Source organism: Halorhabdus sp. SVX81, assembly GCF_029207715.1.
In the GTDB taxonomy this organism is placed as follows: Archaea; Halobacteriota; Halobacteria; order Halobacteriales; family Haloarculaceae; genus Halorhabdus.
In genome coordinates this window covers 333,609-348,203 of the sequence record NZ_CP104322.1, presented here as the reverse complement: position 1 = coordinate 348,203, position 14,595 = coordinate 333,609, and the positions used below count along the sequence as shown (strand labels likewise).

The 14,595-nt window shown below is 61.0% G+C and carries 16 protein-coding genes and 1 tRNA gene; 13 read left to right on the top strand and 4 right to left on the bottom strand.

Translation table 11 applies throughout. The annotated features are described in order from the left end of the window. Positions 1–268: 268 nt before the first annotated feature. Positions 269–634 carry a DUF5830 family protein gene (locus tag SVXhr_RS01685; protein WP_275738933.1) on the top strand — a complete coding sequence of 122 codons (366 nt, stop codon included), beginning with the start codon at positions 269–271 and terminating at the stop codon, positions 632–634. 15 nt (positions 635–649) lie between these two features. On the opposite strand, the gene SVXhr_RS01680 is transcribed toward SVXhr_RS01685, so the two are convergent. After that, on the bottom strand, positions 650–1,795 hold the full coding sequence (locus SVXhr_RS01680) for a hypothetical protein (protein WP_275738931.1): 1,146 nt from the start codon (positions 1,793–1,795) through the stop codon (positions 650–652). Between the two features lie 153 nt (positions 1,796–1,948). On the opposite strand from SVXhr_RS01680, the gene SVXhr_RS01675 reads away from it, so the two are divergent. Further along, positions 1,949–2,084, top strand: a tRNA-Met gene (locus tag SVXhr_RS01675). A 575-nt stretch (positions 2,085–2,659) separates the two neighbouring features. Here the strand turns inward: SVXhr_RS01675 and SVXhr_RS01670 are convergent. Next, positions 2,660–3,145, bottom strand: coding sequence for an Lrp/AsnC family transcriptional regulator (locus tag SVXhr_RS01670; protein WP_275738929.1), 486 nt, complete (start codon positions 3,143–3,145; stop codon positions 2,660–2,662). 167 nt (positions 3,146–3,312) lie between these two features. Between SVXhr_RS01670 and SVXhr_RS01665 the strand changes: the two genes are divergently transcribed. From SVXhr_RS01665 to SVXhr_RS01650, 4 genes are all read left to right on the top strand, one after another. Further along, positions 3,313–4,272, top strand: a complete 960-nt coding sequence (locus SVXhr_RS01665) for a DMT family transporter (RefSeq protein ID WP_275738927.1) — start codon at positions 3,313–3,315, stop codon at positions 4,270–4,272. 108 nt (positions 4,273–4,380) lie between these two features. Then, entirely contained in the window at positions 4,381–5,013 is a 633-nt protein-coding gene (locus tag SVXhr_RS01660; protein ID WP_275738926.1) for a hypothetical protein, read from the top strand. Positions 5,014–5,233: 220 nt separating this feature from the next. Continuing rightward, positions 5,234–5,371, top strand: a complete 138-nt coding sequence (locus SVXhr_RS01655) for a hypothetical protein (RefSeq protein ID WP_275738924.1) — start codon at positions 5,234–5,236, stop codon at positions 5,369–5,371. Positions 5,372–5,582: 211 nt separating this feature from the next. Further along, positions 5,583–5,807 carry a hypothetical protein gene (locus tag SVXhr_RS01650; protein WP_275738922.1) on the top strand — a complete coding sequence of 75 codons (225 nt, stop codon included), beginning with the start codon at positions 5,583–5,585 and terminating at the stop codon, positions 5,805–5,807. Between the two features lie 50 nt (positions 5,808–5,857). Here the strand turns inward: SVXhr_RS01650 and tmk are convergent, their stop codons facing one another. Continuing rightward, positions 5,858–6,463 carry a dTMP kinase gene (gene tmk / locus SVXhr_RS01645; RefSeq protein WP_275738920.1) on the bottom strand — a complete coding sequence of 202 codons (606 nt, stop codon included), beginning with the start codon at positions 6,461–6,463 and terminating at the stop codon, positions 5,858–5,860. Between the two features lie 164 nt (positions 6,464–6,627). Here tmk and SVXhr_RS01640 point away from each other — a divergent pair, with 164 nt between their 5' ends. The 4 genes from SVXhr_RS01640 (at position 6,628) to cofC (ending at position 10,158) form a co-directional block, all read left to right on the top strand. Then, the gene (locus tag SVXhr_RS01640) at positions 6,628–7,503 is read left to right on the top strand and encodes a complex I NDUFA9 subunit family protein (protein WP_275738918.1); all 876 of its coding nucleotides are present in this window, start codon (positions 6,628–6,630) and stop codon (positions 7,501–7,503) included. Between the two features lie 113 nt (positions 7,504–7,616). Further along, complete coding sequence (locus SVXhr_RS01635; protein ID WP_275738916.1) at positions 7,617–8,795, top strand: tubulin/FtsZ family protein; 1,179 nt, start codon at positions 7,617–7,619, stop codon at positions 8,793–8,795. Then, positions 8,773–9,549, top strand: a complete 777-nt coding sequence (locus SVXhr_RS01630; RefSeq protein WP_275738914.1) for a hypothetical protein — start codon at positions 8,773–8,775, stop codon at positions 9,547–9,549. Before SVXhr_RS01635 ends, SVXhr_RS01630 begins: the two co-directional genes overlap by 23 nt. After that, complete coding sequence (cofC, locus tag SVXhr_RS01625; protein WP_275738912.1) at positions 9,550–10,158, top strand: 2-phospho-L-lactate guanylyltransferase; 609 nt, start codon at positions 9,550–9,552, stop codon at positions 10,156–10,158. It begins immediately after the preceding gene. Positions 10,159–10,187: 29 nt separating this feature from the next. On the opposite strand, the gene SVXhr_RS01620 is transcribed toward cofC, so the two are convergent. Then, positions 10,188–10,361, bottom strand: a complete 174-nt coding sequence (locus tag SVXhr_RS01620; protein WP_275738909.1) for a hypothetical protein — start codon at positions 10,359–10,361, stop codon at positions 10,188–10,190. Positions 10,362–10,584: 223 nt separating this feature from the next. Here SVXhr_RS01620 and SVXhr_RS01615 point away from each other — a divergent pair, with 223 nt between their 5' ends. From SVXhr_RS01615 to SVXhr_RS01605, 3 genes are all read left to right on the top strand, one after another. Further along, complete coding sequence (locus SVXhr_RS01615; RefSeq protein WP_275738907.1) at positions 10,585–11,217, top strand: hypothetical protein; 633 nt, start codon at positions 10,585–10,587, stop codon at positions 11,215–11,217. Positions 11,218–11,307: 90 nt separating this feature from the next. After that, positions 11,308–12,378, top strand: a complete 1,071-nt coding sequence (cofG, locus tag SVXhr_RS01610) for a 7,8-didemethyl-8-hydroxy-5-deazariboflavin synthase subunit CofG (RefSeq protein ID WP_275738905.1) — start codon at positions 11,308–11,310, stop codon at positions 12,376–12,378. Positions 12,379–12,455: 77 nt separating this feature from the next. Next, positions 12,456–14,507 (top strand): ABC transporter substrate-binding protein, encoded by a 2,052-nt coding sequence (locus SVXhr_RS01605; protein WP_275738903.1) that lies wholly within the window; start codon positions 12,456–12,458, stop codon positions 14,505–14,507. Positions 14,508–14,595: the final 88 nt, after the last annotated feature.

Genomic DNA, 14,595 nt, shown 5'->3' with positions numbered 1-14,595 from the left:
TTGCGGGCCGTCGGCCCACAACCCGCTCCCGGCAAAAACATGGTCCACGTGAACGCAGTGAGTGTGGGCTCGGGAGCGCTTGCGCTCCCGGTGGTGAAAACGGCCGCCTCCGCCGTCTTCGACGGCTCCGGCGGTGAAACGCCTCGCTTCCCTCGGCGTACGTTCAACCCGATTTGCACTGGGAATCTATTCCGTTCGACACAGGCCCAACTAGAGACATCGCCAAGGAAGGCCAACGATTGATGCCGGCGGAGCACGAACGACGTGTGTGGACGAGACGAACGACCCGGTGGAACTCGGCGTGACGCTGCTCGCGAACTTCGAGGACGCCGAACTGTCGATGGCCGAGGCGGTCGACCGGATCGAGACGGTCACGACCGATCCACACCTGACGCGTGAGATCCTCGATACCGCCGAGCGCCGCGGGATCATCGAGCGCGAGGCGGGACTCGTCCGCCCCACGACTGGACAGTACGTCTCCTTCGAGAGCCAGGTCGTCACTCGCGATGGGGACTTTTCGTGTCAACGCTGTGGCGCGGGGCTCTCGACGGGCCATTTCATCCGGTTCGAGGACGACCGCGAACTCGGCCCGTTCGGGTCGTCGTGCATCCGGAAAGTGACCGGCAGAGAGTGAGGAATAGTCGGGAAGTTACTGATCGCGAAGCTCGCCGAACAGCTGTTTGATCGCGTTGTGTTGCTTTTTGAGGAGCTGGTTTTGCCGCTGGACGGCCGAGGACAGTTCCGAGACTTCTTCGCGGAGGGCCTCGACATCGTCTTCGGTCGCTGCTTGAGTCGATTCCGGGGACGACCCAGTCCGGGGTGTCGCGTCTGTGGAGCGTGAGCGGTCCGGGTTGTTGGTCTGTTGTGGAGACGGCGTGTCTTCGGTCCCTGCGGTACCGATAGCGGTCGACGCAGGATCCGAGCGGTTGTCCACACCCTGCTCCGTCGTTTGCTGTGGCGTCTCCACAGAGGATTGAGAGGGTTGCGTGGCTGTCGTCGATTCCCCCTCCGTCGGTGTCGAGGGTTCCGCCATCTCGGAGTCAGTCTCTAAGGGGTCCGACGGTTCGTCGCCAGTTTCCGAAACGAGCGGATCGATGCCCGAACCGAACGTGAGATCGTCCGGTTCGTCGGCCGCCGAGGACTCGTCGCCGGTCTCAGCGGTTTCGACCGCGCGCTGGAGTTCCGCCATCGTGGCCACCTCGTAGAACTCGAAGACGGCTTTTTTCAGGGTCTCCTCGACGAGGCGAGCATCCTCGCGGGGTGTCTTGATACGCTGTGGACGGCCGTCGATCGTGAGGACAATCTCCGTTGCGACGCTGCCCTCCTGAAAGTCGAGCCCGGTGAGGTCGGCGTATTCGTACTGGGTGAAGTCGTCGTCCCAGACAGTCTCGCCGATGTGTCTGACGAGACGGTTCTCGGCGATGACCAGCGTGAGTTCGCTGAATCGAAACGCACCGACGACGGATTCGTCCTCGTCGAGGACGCCGTCGACGCCGAGGATGCCTTCCAGCAGGAGCGTCAGGACGTCCCGACCGTGGCTGGCAGGGACAGCGAACGAGCGCGTGCCGTCGACGTACGTGAGTTTGAACGTGGTCTTGCGTCGGCCTTCCGAGAGGGCCAATCGGTCGACGTCGTGTGGATACTGTTCGATACGTTCGTCGCTCAAAATCCCTTCGGGCCGATAGATGAGCGTCCGCGAATCAGTGGCACAGACGACTTCCTCATCGCCGATGGCGACCCCCGATCGGATCTCTTCGCCCCCCAGTTCCTCGTGGACGAGGTCTGGAATCTCCATATCCAAGGTGTACCGGTCCGGTATCATAAATCCGCGGGTACACCGGATCGGCTGGCAATCTGCCGAGCGAACGGCCCGCTATCTTCGCGTGGCATCACCAGCCGACGAACAGATGAGAAGCTTAAAGAAGACCCTCACGCAATCTCGGGGTGAGCCCGGGTGGCTTAGCTGGACATAGCGCCGCACTCATAGGGTCGTTCCACTGTGTGCGCCATCGGCATGGCCACGGGGTTCGTCACCCCGGACCTGGGTCATGCGGAGATCGAGGGTTCGGAGCCCTCCCCGGGCATACTTTATCCGTGGCTCGCGTCGGCGAGCCACAGCTCCGACGTTGATCGGCGGTGGGCGACGAACCCTGGAAGGTCTCGCGCGAGCGCCGGGGAATGCGAGAGGAGACCGTGCAGCATCCAAACCTGGCGGGGACGCCAGAAAAGCGGGGTGGGAGATGCCGGGTTTCGGGAACCCGGCAAGCGGCAATGATGACAACGACGGGGACACACCCGGACCACCGCGGCGGAGGTGCGGTGGAGTCCGGCCGGTGTAGAGACGATCATGGGCTGATCGTCCGGGTCGGTGACGGGGTCACGTCGCCGACCCAAGTGGGAATGCGAAGTGTAAGTATGTAAATTTAATGGACATTCTCAGAGCTAGAAGAGCGAGTCGAAAATCCGGGTGCACCTGGCCGGAATGGACGACTGCGTTCTGAGACACCCGATCGTCGTCGCCTCGAGCGGCCCCACACGAGTGTCTCAGTACGGTAAGTGCCAGCACGAAGCGACTCCGTGGTGAGACTGGGGTGGTTGGAGCTCAATCCGGACGCGGAGGAGTGACTGCGAAACGGCGTGTCTGTCGACACTCGGAGGGCTACTCGTCGACAAGTTCAGCAAGCAAGGTGTCAAGTTCGTAGGCTTCAAGCGCTCGATGGCTATCTTTGAGCGTCGAGATCACGAACGTCGAGTTCGTCCGCTCGACTTCATCCAGTGCCTCGAAGTCGCTAATGAGCCGTTCGACCATATCGGAGTCGGTTAACTGGGCGATCACGATGAAATCCGTCTCACCCATCGTCAGATAGACCTGCGTGACCCCCTCGATCTCACCGAACTTCTCGGCGACGGCGTCGTAGGTCCCGCTGTATTCGGCCAGGACTTCGACGATGACCGTCACGCCCAACCCGACCGCGTCCAGGTCGATGTCGTTGAGATCGTTCTCGATCACGCCGTCCTCCCGGAGGTTGTTGAGGCGGTAGTGAATCGTCGAGATCGGGATCTCCGTCTCCTCGTGGAGTTGCTCCGGACTGTCCGTCCCGAGATCGGCGATCGCCTTGAGTATCCGAACGTCGCGTTCGTCCATGCGTGACACGCTCGGCGGTGATCGGTAAGTATGCTCCGCTCGCTCGCGCAGCAACATCGCGACAGTCAAGCAGCCCAGTGTGAATTTGTCGCCAATATTTGGCCGATAGTTGAATTGGATTCCATCTTCCGACAGATTATTATATCTATCTCTTAGATATCTACCTAATGCGATCGAAAACGCTCGTCCTCTCGCTGGTAGTCGGCATCCTCTGGGGAAGTTCGTTTCTGGCCATCGACGTGGGACTCGCGTACTTTCCGCCGCTTTTGTTCGCCGGTCTCCGGTACGCGCTGGTTGGCGTGATAGTGATCGGCTTCGCCGCAGTGTTGGTGCGTCGCTGGTACCCCCGGTCGCTGGCAGACGCGGGGAGTGTCCTGGTTGCCGGCGCGTTCATGATCGCGGGTCACCACGCCTTTCTCTATCTGGGGATGGAACACGTCCCGCCCGCGATCGCGGCCATCGTGGTAAGTCTCTCCCCGGCGCTGACGGCGGTCTTCGCGAGTGCGTTGCTGCCCGACAGCGACCTCACCACGCTACAGATCCTGGGGCTGGTCGTCGGGCTTGGAGGCGTCGTCGTCATCTCCGACATCGGCGTGGGCACGGTTGCGAGCGCAGATCTGCTCGGAGTAGGGCTGGTCGTGCTCGCCACGCTGAGTTTCGCCTTCGGGTCCGTCGCCACGAGACCGCTCCGGACGGACCTCTCGGCGGTCGCCCTCCAGGGCTGGGCAATGGTCCTCGGCTCCGGGCTGCTGGGCGTGACGGGCTACGCAACCGGCGAGTCACTCGGCACTGTCGTCTGGACACCGCTGTCGGTTGCGTCGCTCGGCTTCCTCGTTGTCGGGCCGGGAATCATCGCGTTCTCGCTTTACTTCAGTCTCCTCGACCGGATCGGCCCGACTGAAAGCAACCTCATCGTCTATTTGGAGCCGGTCGTCGCGACGCTGTTGAGCTGGCTGGTGCTCGGCGAGGTGATCGACTCGACGACCGTCGCCGGGTTCCTCGCTATCTTCACAGGATTCCTGCTGGTGAAACACCGGTCGCTGCTGCCGTCGCGTGATCGGCTCCTCGGCCGAGGGTCGAATGCCCACCCCGAACCTGACGGGAGGACCTTCAGCAAGTCGGACTGACTCGCGTGAGAATCGCGTCGCCTCCGAGTGGGACGGACGATGGTCCCGCTGTTGTCTCCGGAGGATGATCAGCGCGACGCCTAAGTACGTACCGCAGGAACAACCGGTATGGGACTGCTTGAGGGCATCAAATCAGCGTTGGGGCTCAAAGCCGAGGCCGACGCGACCCGGGACGCCGACCCCGAGGACCTCTTCGGGATGAGCACCGCCTACGTCACGATGGAGGCCGACCTGGGCTACGAGCCGGCGGGCGCGGCGGCGCTGTGTTTCTCCGATGTCGACAGCACGGACTTCCAGGACGCGATCGCGGAGGTCCGACAGATCCTGGCCGCCGGCGAGGTCGAGACGGGCACCACGGCGGAGTTCGTCGAGGACGCCCACGGCTACACCTGGGTCGTCCTGGAGGACGACGATGTCGAGGACCTGATCACGAGCGTCCACTTCGCCGCGGACACGCTCGTCGAAAACGGCTACGGCTCGCGACTGCTCGCGGCTGTCTTCGCCTTCCGCGATCCCGAGGATTCGACCGCCTGGGACGACAGCGACCGGTACGTCTACTGGGTCTACTCCTTCCGCCGCGGGTCGTACTACCCCTTCGCACCCAAGCCCGGCGAGCGTGAGCGCGACGCCACGGCGGAGTTCAAACTCCAGAGCGTGCTCGACGGCGAACTCGATCTCGAGGACGACGAGGCCTACTGGTATCCCCTCTGGCCCGAGGACGCGGGCCATCCCTGGGAGTGAGCAAACCCGACGGGGTTGGGATGTTCGCCGAGGGAATGACTGAGCGGAGTGAACCGAACCGACGGAAGTGGACACGGCGAGAGTGACTCGGCAGTGTGGAGCTAAGACCGATACCGGTACGACTGTGGAAACAATCACAGAGACCGCGTTCGATTGGACCGGACAGGGAGTAGTTCAATCTACCAATAGGTATATGGCAGCAACGTCGTTACTTGCGATCATGGCTACCAGAGAGATGCTCTACCTCATCGCACTCGCTGGACTGCCCGCCCTTGCCCTGCTTGGGCTTGCCGGGAAATACCTGCTGGGATGGATGCAGGAAGGATACGAAAATGCTGAGGGAAAAGCGAGTAAGTAGTTCCCATTTGGCGAGTCGGAGTAATTCGATCTGTGATGAGAGGACAAGGAGAGAGACTAAATCAAGAGTTCTCGACTCACAACTCTGAGACTGTATCGAAGAAATCCGCCCGAAGCGCCGCTGGCGAGCACATCGTGTTTTCCGTGGTTTCCACAGAATCCACAGAATCTATAAGTTCATGCGTATCCATTGTTCGAACAGGTGAACGAGTATGCCGACAGTGACTGTCAACGTCGATGACGACCTCAAGGATCGGATGGAGGACCATCCGGAGATCAACTGGTCCGAAGTCGCCAGAGGTGCCTTCGAGGAGAAGATCGACGATCTCGAATTGATGAGCCGACTCGCGCCGGGAAGTAATCTGACCGACGATGACGTCGAGGAACTCGCAGACCGGATCGATTCCAATGTCGCCGAACGACTGGCAGACAAATAATCGAAAGTGCAGAATTTTGGCGGTGAATCGTTCCGTGCGTCGCTGAACGACTATGTACGTTTGTTTTCGAGTAACACCTCGACCGCCTCCAAAACGTCCGCCCGCACCGCGTCAGGCTCTTGCGTCGCGTCAATCCGGACGAACCGGTCCGGGTCATCGTCGATCAGTCGCTCGTAGTTCGCCCGAACGGCCCGCAGGTACTCGACGCGCTCGAACTTGTTCGTCCCGCCGCTGCGCTCGGCCCCGGTCTCGGCGTCGACATCGAGGTAGATCGTCGCGTCCGGCGGGCGGGTCCAGGGCTCGTGGATCTCCCGGACGAAGGCGAGGGGATCGTCCAGCCGATCCGCCAGGGTCGCACCCTGATAGGCGTAGCGCGAGTCCGAATAGCGATCGGAAATGACGACATCGCCGCGGTCCAGCGTCGGCCGGACGGTCTCGGCGAGGTGGGCAGCGTGGTCGGCGGTGTAGAGGAACAGCTCGGCGAGGGAGTCGGCGTCGTCTTCCTGAATCGAGCGCTGGACGGCCTCGCCGTACCACGACTCGGTCGGCTCCCGGGTGAAGGTGAATTCGGGGTCGAGGTCGGCGGTGTGCTCCCGCAAGGATTCCCAGGCGGAGGACTTCCCGCTGCCGTCGATCCCTTCGAGCGTGATGAGCATAGCGATCGATCGAACCCGGGATACGTAAGGCCGCCGGCTCGTCGTCGCGGAACGACCATTGTGGCGGGCAGCGACGGTCCGCTGTGTCCTCCGGGTTGCCGCCCCATCCCGTCCGGCTTGCCGGCCACCGTAGGTTTAGGGTGCGTGAGACCAAATGTCGTGGTATGGATGTCCTTGTCACTGGCGGCGACGGCTTCGTCGGCCGACACCTCTGTGCAGAACTGGACGAGCGCGGCCACGACGTGACGGCACTCTCGCGCGATCCCGATTCCGTGGTCCTTCCCCCGGGTGTCGAAACAGCCGCGGGCGACGTCACGGACCGTTCGTCGATCGAACCCGCCCTCGAGGGCGTCGATGTCCTCGTGAACCTGGTCGCGCTCTCGCCGCTGTTCATCCCGACGGGCGGCAACGAGATGCACGAACGCATCCACCTCGGCGGCACCGAGACCCTGGTCGAAGCTGCCGAGGACGAAGGCGTCGAGCGCTTCGTCCAGATGAGCGCGCTGGGGGCTGACCCCGACGGCTCCACGCACTACATCCGCGCAAAAGGGCGCGCGGAAGAAGTGGTCCAAGAGTCCGCCCTGGAGTGGGTGATCGTCCGGCCCTCGGTGATCTTCGGCGACGGGGGAGAGTTCGTCGGATTCACGAAGAAGCTGACGCCGCCGCTGGTCGCGCCGCTGCCGGGCGGCGGAAAGACCCGCTTCCAGCCCATCTGGGTCGAGGACCTCGCGCCGATGCTGGCCGATTGTGTCGTAGACGACGAGCGGGCGGGCGAGGTCTACGAGTTGGGGGGCCCGGAACAACTCACGCTCAAGCAGATCGCCAAGCTCGTTCGCGGGCGAGTCGCGGTCGTCCCCGTCCCGATGGCGCTGGCGGGCGTCGGTCTCTCGATCGGCGGCGCGATCCCGGGCTTCCCGATGGGGGGCGATCAGTACCGCTCACTCAAGTTTGACAACACCACGGCGGACAACGACGTGACCGACTTCGGGACCGAACCCGACGTGTTACTCACGCTTGGGGAGTACCTTAACGGGATCTGAAGGCGGAAGATCACAACAGGGCGTTGCGGTTCAGCGTCGCAGTATTTTCTGTGGGAACGGGGCAAAAAGCTTATACGCATATTCCGACTGTTTTCAGGCCAAGAGGCACACTTATGAAACTCGCTATGATCGGCTTCGGGCAGGCCGGCGGGAAGATCGTCGACAAGTTCCTGGAGTACGACGAACGGACGGGCAGTGGGATCGTCCGGTCGGCGGTCGCGGTCAACACCGCCAAGGCCGACCTGCTCGGCCTCGAACGCGTTCCCGAGGAGAACCGTGTCCTGATCGGACAGGCGCGGGTCAAGGGACACGGCGTCGGTGCGGACAACGAACTCGGCGCGGAGATCGCCGAGGAGGACATTGACGAGGTTCAAGGGGCCATCGACAACATTCCCGTCCACGAGGTCGACGCGTTCCTCATTATCGCCGGGCTAGGTGGTGGGACCGGGTCGGGTGGTTCGCCGGTCCTCGCCAAGCACCTGAAGCGGATCTACACCGAGCCGGTCTACGGCCTCGGGATCCTGCCCGGCAGCGACGAGGGTGGCATCTACACCCTCAACGCTGCCCGGTCGTTCCAGACGTTCGTTCGGGAAGTGGACAACCTGCTCGTCTTCGACAACGACGCCTGGCGGAAAACAGGCGAGTCCATGGAAGCGGGCTACGCGGAGATCAACGACGAGATCGTCAAGCGCTTTGGTATTCTCTTTGGCGCAGGTGAGGTCGAACAATCCGGCGAAGTCGCCGAAAGCGTCGTCGACTCCAGCGAAATCATCAACACGCTCGCGGGCGGCGGTGTCTCGACGGTCGGATACGCGGCCGAAGAGGTCGACCTCGAGGACTCCAGCGGGTTGCTTTCGCGATTCCGGGGCGACGATTCATCGGACTCGATGGAATCGGCAAACACGACCAACCGCATCACGTCGCTGGTCCGGAAGGCCGCACTGGGTCGGTTGACGCTCCCCTGTGAGATCGACGGGTCCGAGCGCGCGCTACTGGTGCTCTCAGGCCCGCCGGGCCACCTCAATCGGAAGGGGATCGAGCGCGGGCGCAAGTGGCTCGAAGAGCAGACCGGCAGTATGGAAGTCCGGGGCGGGGACTACCCCGTCTCCGATTCGGGATACGTCGCAAGCGTCATCCTGCTATCAGGAGTTCACAACGTGCCGCGGATCAAGGAACTCCAGCAGGTCGCCATCGAGGCCCAGGACAATATCGACGAGATCCGGGACGAAAGCGAAGAGAACTTAGAGACGCTGGTAGAAGATGACGAAGATGAGTTGGATCCGCTCTTCTAAGGGGGTTACCCTGTTGGCGGTGCTGGTGTTCGCGTTCGCTGCGGTCGGCGCAGTTACAGCCGCATCGGTCTCTGCGGACGCACCAGCGGAGGCACAGGTCGGCGAGGAAATCACCGTCTCGGCGACGGTCTCGGACGTCTATGAGACCTCCGAGCAGTGGCGGCTCAACGGGACGACCGAGCTCCGGAACGTGACCGGCTGGGAAGTCACGAAGGTCACGCCCAGTGGCGACGAAAACACGACCCGCTTCGACGGCTCGACGAGTTTCGAGGTCTCGATCGCCGGCGAGGAGAACCTCGATCACGTCGAGGTCTCGATTACGGGAACCGTCCCACCGGTCGAACAGTTCTCCTACGATCCGCCACAGTCGTTTGTCGGGGCTGATTTTACCCGGATCCAGGGCGACAACGTAAACAGCATCGAAACCGTTTCGATCCACCATTTCACGGAAGAGAGCAGCCAAACGCGGACCTTGATCGACGAGGCGAATGAGGCGGTCGAGGACGCGGACAGCCAGGACGCTCGGAGCACGCTCGAAAGCGCGATCGGTGTCTTCGACGGTAGCGGCGAGAACTTCGGCGAGGCACGGGACCTCGCTGAAGACGCCAAAAGCACCGCCGAATCCGCACAGCAGTCCGCCCAGACCACCCAACTGGTCCTGTACGGCGTCGGCGCGCTCGTCGTGCTCGCGCTGCTGGGCGGCGGGATCTACTACTGGCGCTCCCAGCAGGACGACTACGACAAACTCCGGTAGATGCGCGTCGTCGTTCCGTTCGACGGTCGCGATCCGAAAACCCGTTTGGCCCCCGTTCTCGATACCGACGAGCGACGGAATTTTGCACGTGCCATGCTTGCAGACGTCGCCAGCACGATCGAATCCGTCGGCTTCGAGCCGACGATCCTCGCGACGACCGATATCGACTGCGAGTGGCCCATCGTCGTCGACGAACGGTCGCTCGACGCGGCCGTGAACGACCAACTGGCGGCGGCTGACGGACCGATAGCAGTCGTCATGGCTGACCTTGCGCTCGTGACACCTGACGCACTGGATCGACTGTTCGAAGCTGACGGAAACGTCGTTCTCGCACCGGGTCGTGGTGGCGGAACCAACGCGATCGTGGCCCGTCATCCGGACTTCCGCGTCGACTATCACGAGGCCTCGATCACGGATCACCGGGCAGTCGCTCGTGATATCGGGGCTGGCGTTACCGAGGTCGACTCCTTCCGACTGGCGAATGACGTCGACGAACCCGATGACCTCGCCGAGGTGCTGTTACATGGCGAGTGCCAGGCGGCCGCGTGGCTTCGCGGGCGTGGGTTCGAACTGACGATCGATGAAGGGCGTGTCAGCGTCCAGCGGTGACCGCCGCTGTCGTCCCGGCAACGAGCTCGTCAGTTGATCTCAACGAACTCCTTCTCGACGTTTATCCCCGCAAGCAGTGTGGCTGCACTCATCGTCAGAAAAAGCACTGACAGCCCCAGGTTTTCGTTCGGGATTTTGAACAATATCGATACTAACACCAGATAGATGCTGACGACAAAGAGGATCGTTGCGTTTCGTTCCATCGTCTCACGCCGATATTGAGTATTATAAATATAAGCTCGTCGACTCTACTGCAACCGTACCCCCGGTATCCACGGAAGCATGTCACCGTTCAATATGGACCGGTTCGGGACCATCTACATTCGATTCGAAGAGAGAGTGGAAATATGTTGGAATATAGAGATGTATATGGAATAGTTATATCCGAAGTATTTATTACATATAGACACATTGGGTTGATATGCGATGTTCGGTGACACAAGCGAATACACCGCGACTCGGCGGAGAGTCATCAAAACACTCGGTCTTGGTGGAGCAACAATTTTGGGAGCGGCCGCAACTGGAACTGTAACAGCAGCAAAAGACACAACCCCAGGAACAGTGACGGTAACATCTGATAACGGCAAGTGGGGATATGATGTCATAATGATCAATAAGAGTGGGCAGAAAGATATCAAGGAGGGCGATAACCTTGAGCCAGGTGACGGGGTCGGCCCGATCGGTTCAGCAGGTGTCGGTACCGTTACCGAATATGATGAAGACACGTATATATTTGATGACCAACCATATCGAATTTTAGTCGATAAACCCGATGGTGACGGGTTCCTGAGGGTGACTACCGAATCTGACCCCTATGGCTTTTCTGTTCAGTGCTGGGATGGCACTTTCGATTATGAAGTGACGACTAACGTTGAGATCTCTTTTGATGACGATGGTGATCCAGTCTATGGCAACACGGTTAGCGGGACTGTGAATGAAGATGAATCGTCTCCCCACGGCTATATTACCGAACCATCTGAAGCGCCGAGACTTAGCACTGTGAAATTTTCAGAGCCGAATTCAAGTAGCGGATTTACGATGCAATTCTATCCGGATTAAGTATCTAAGCAGGGCTTGAGATAATAAGCGACTCGGTCCCAAACCAACAGAACAATAAAACCCATTCCAGTTGATTCCTAACCGATTATTGTGATTCACAGCTGCGAAGATGACGATATCGACCTATCAATCGACGGGAGAGCGATCGAGCGGTTAACTGAGGTAACTCCTGCGGAAGTCGGCCCGGCTGAGAGCCTCTCCTTTGCCAGAAATGTCTTCATCCCGTTGACGACTGCCTGCCGGTACACCTGCACCTACTGTACGTACTACGATCCGCCGGGAGAAGCATCGTTACTCTCCCCCGAAGAAGTCCGCGAGATCTGCCGGAAGGGGGCCGACGCCGGCTGTACGGAAGCCCTCTTTACCTTCGGCGACGATCCCGACGACCGCTACGACGCAATCCACGACCAACTCGCCGAGTGGGGCCACGACTCGATCCACACCTATCTCCGGGAGGCCTGCGAGATCGCGCTTGCGGAGGGGCTGCTCCCCCACGCCAATCCGGGCGATCAGACCCGCCAGCAGATGGCGGAAGTCGCCGATCTGAACGCGAGCATGGGCGTGATGCTGGAGACGACCGCCGACATCGACGCGCACTCGGGTTCGCGCCGGAAAGAGCCCGGCCAACGACTCGCGACGATCCGGACCGCGGGCGAACTCGGCGTCCCCTTCACGACCGGCATTCTGGTCGGCATCGGCGAGGACTGGGAAGATCGCGCCGAGAGCATCCTGGCGATCCGTGAGCTCCATGAACGGTACGGCCACGTCCAGGAGGTGATCGTCCAGCCCGTTTCGCCGAACGAACGCTGGGATCGCGACCCGCCGAGTCTGGAGACGATGCGCCGGACGGTCGCGATGGCACGGGCGGGATTGCCCGAGACGATCAGCGTCCAGGTCCCGCCGAATCTGGCCCGGACGCGCGAATTGCTCGATTGTGGCGTCGACGACCTTGGCGGTGTCTCGCCGGTCACCGACGACCACGTCAATCCCGACTACGCCTGGCCGGCACTGGACGAACTTCGGGCGATCGCCGACGATGCGGGCGTCCCGCTTCGCGAGCGCTTGCCGGTCTACGAGCGCTACGTGGACGAACACTGGCTAAGCGAGCAGGTACTGGAAACTGTTTCGACAGTGACTTCGGCGAAGGAAACACGGCCCTGACAGCAGGCGTACTCGGCGAGCGGGGAGAAGCTGATTACCGATAGTTTCAAGCCAATATTGTGAGAGGATGACCCATCATGGTGACAGATGGCGACGTCCACCCGGAATTGTCACGGGAAGAGGAAAAGGCATCCAATGTGGACCAACCCGACCCGGCAAACCAACGGGAGACCGACTCATCACGGGACGGAGACCTGGCGGCGGATATGCAGACGACGCGACGATTGTTCCTCAGTCTCGCGGGGGTCGGAGTGAGTGCCGGGGCAGGGTGCACCACGCTGGGCCCGGATAACGAAGAGAACACGGGGACACCAACGAGTACCCCGACAGGAACTGAAACGGACACACCGACGTCAACAGACACGGACACACCTACAGAGACCGACACACCGACGGAGACTGAAACGGACACACCAACTGAAACCGATTCCGACACGGAGACTGAAACAGAAGCGGAGACGACCGAGGAAGAAGAACCAACCGAGAAAGAGACGATATACGACGTCACGATTAAATCTGTTGCCGCCCGTTCGATGGACATCCTGGACTGGAACACCCAGTACGCCGGTTGGCCGAACATCTGGGGACGGTGGCTCGCCTACGAGCGCTACGTCCAGTACGATCTGGAGAACAACGTCTGGATCCCACAACTCATCGAAAACTGGTCGATCGACGGCACGACGATCACCCTGGACATCCGAGACCCGCACAAATACGCCGACGGTGACGAGGTCACAGCCGAGGACGTCAAGGCAAACATCGTGATGAACCTCGCGACCGGGGCACCGTTCGCGTATGTCTTTGATTCCTTCGACGAACCTGACGAGAAGACGCTCGTGATCGAGACAAACAAGCGGGTCAACAAGACAATCTTCGAGTTCGCGATCTTCTCGAATCTGCAGCAGGCCAAAATGGCCCCTCCGTACGACGAACTGTACCAGCGGTTCTGGGAAGACGGCGAAGCGGGCGTCGGGGAGGACATCCAAGCGATGGCTCCGGACGAGCCCCACTACGTCTCAGGTATCTTCGGCCTACAGGAGATAGACACAGAACAGTACATCATGGAGCGCAATCCCGAGCACCCCGACGCCGGCAACGTCAACTTCGAGCGGTACCGGTTCCTGACCTACCCGGGGAACCAGGCCAAGTGGGACGTGATGCAGTCCGATAGGGTGGACACAGTGATGAGTGTGTTTACGCCGGCGAATATCAAAACGGCGCTCTCGGACCACTGGCAGGAGTACACCTTCCCCGGCAACTGGGGCGTGGGCCTGTTGCCGCAACATAATCCGGAGATTGCGCCACATATCTCAAAGCGGCCGGTCCGACAAGCCATCACGCATGCCATCGATCGTGAGGCGATAGTGAATGCCGTCGCACCGCGGGTCAAGACCGCGTTCCCGACTCCGGCCGCGATATCCCCGGAAGTCCAGGACGAATGGATCGACACCGAGGCGTTCGGTGCGATGCAAGGTGGCCCGGAGAGAGCCGCCGAAATCATGCAAAACGCCGGTTACGAGAAAAACGACGATGGTAGCTGGACCATGGACGGCGACACCGTTTCCTTCGACATTTCGGTACCGAGCGGCTGGAGCGACTGGATAAAAGTGATTCAGGCAGTGGTTTCCCAGCTAACCCAGGCAGGATTCGACGCACGACTGAACCGCGTCAACAACATCAACAACGTTGTCGGAAGCGGCGAGTTCAAGATGGCTGCAAGGCCGTGGTCGCCGGGTGGCGCGCGGTCGTCGTTCCCGTACTTCCCGCTGAACTGGGTGTTCGGGCGCGTGAATGGGAACGCCCACGACTACCCCGGTGCAGCGGAGGGCATGGAAATCGAGGTGCTGGCCATGGACGGCAACGGCACCATGTCAGTCGACATCCAGCAGCGACTCGAAGATCTCTCGACAGCTCGTGGCGATGATGTGCCCCCGATTGTCGAGGAGCTCGCGTGGGTCTCCCATCAGGATCTGCCGATGATCCCGATAACGGACAGGCGGGAGCAATCGTTCATCAACACGAAAAACCTCTCCGCGCCGGACCCGGACTCTCGGGCCGGGAACGTCAAGTGGCCGTGCTTTCACGCTCCCCGAACTGGCGAGATGCAGTGGCAGGGCGGCGAGGAGTGAAACGGAAGGCAAAGCGAGCAAACGATCCGTCACGAACAAACACGGCTCCGTTGGGCTTGGTCGAGTTCCGAGATTGGACAGGGTTACG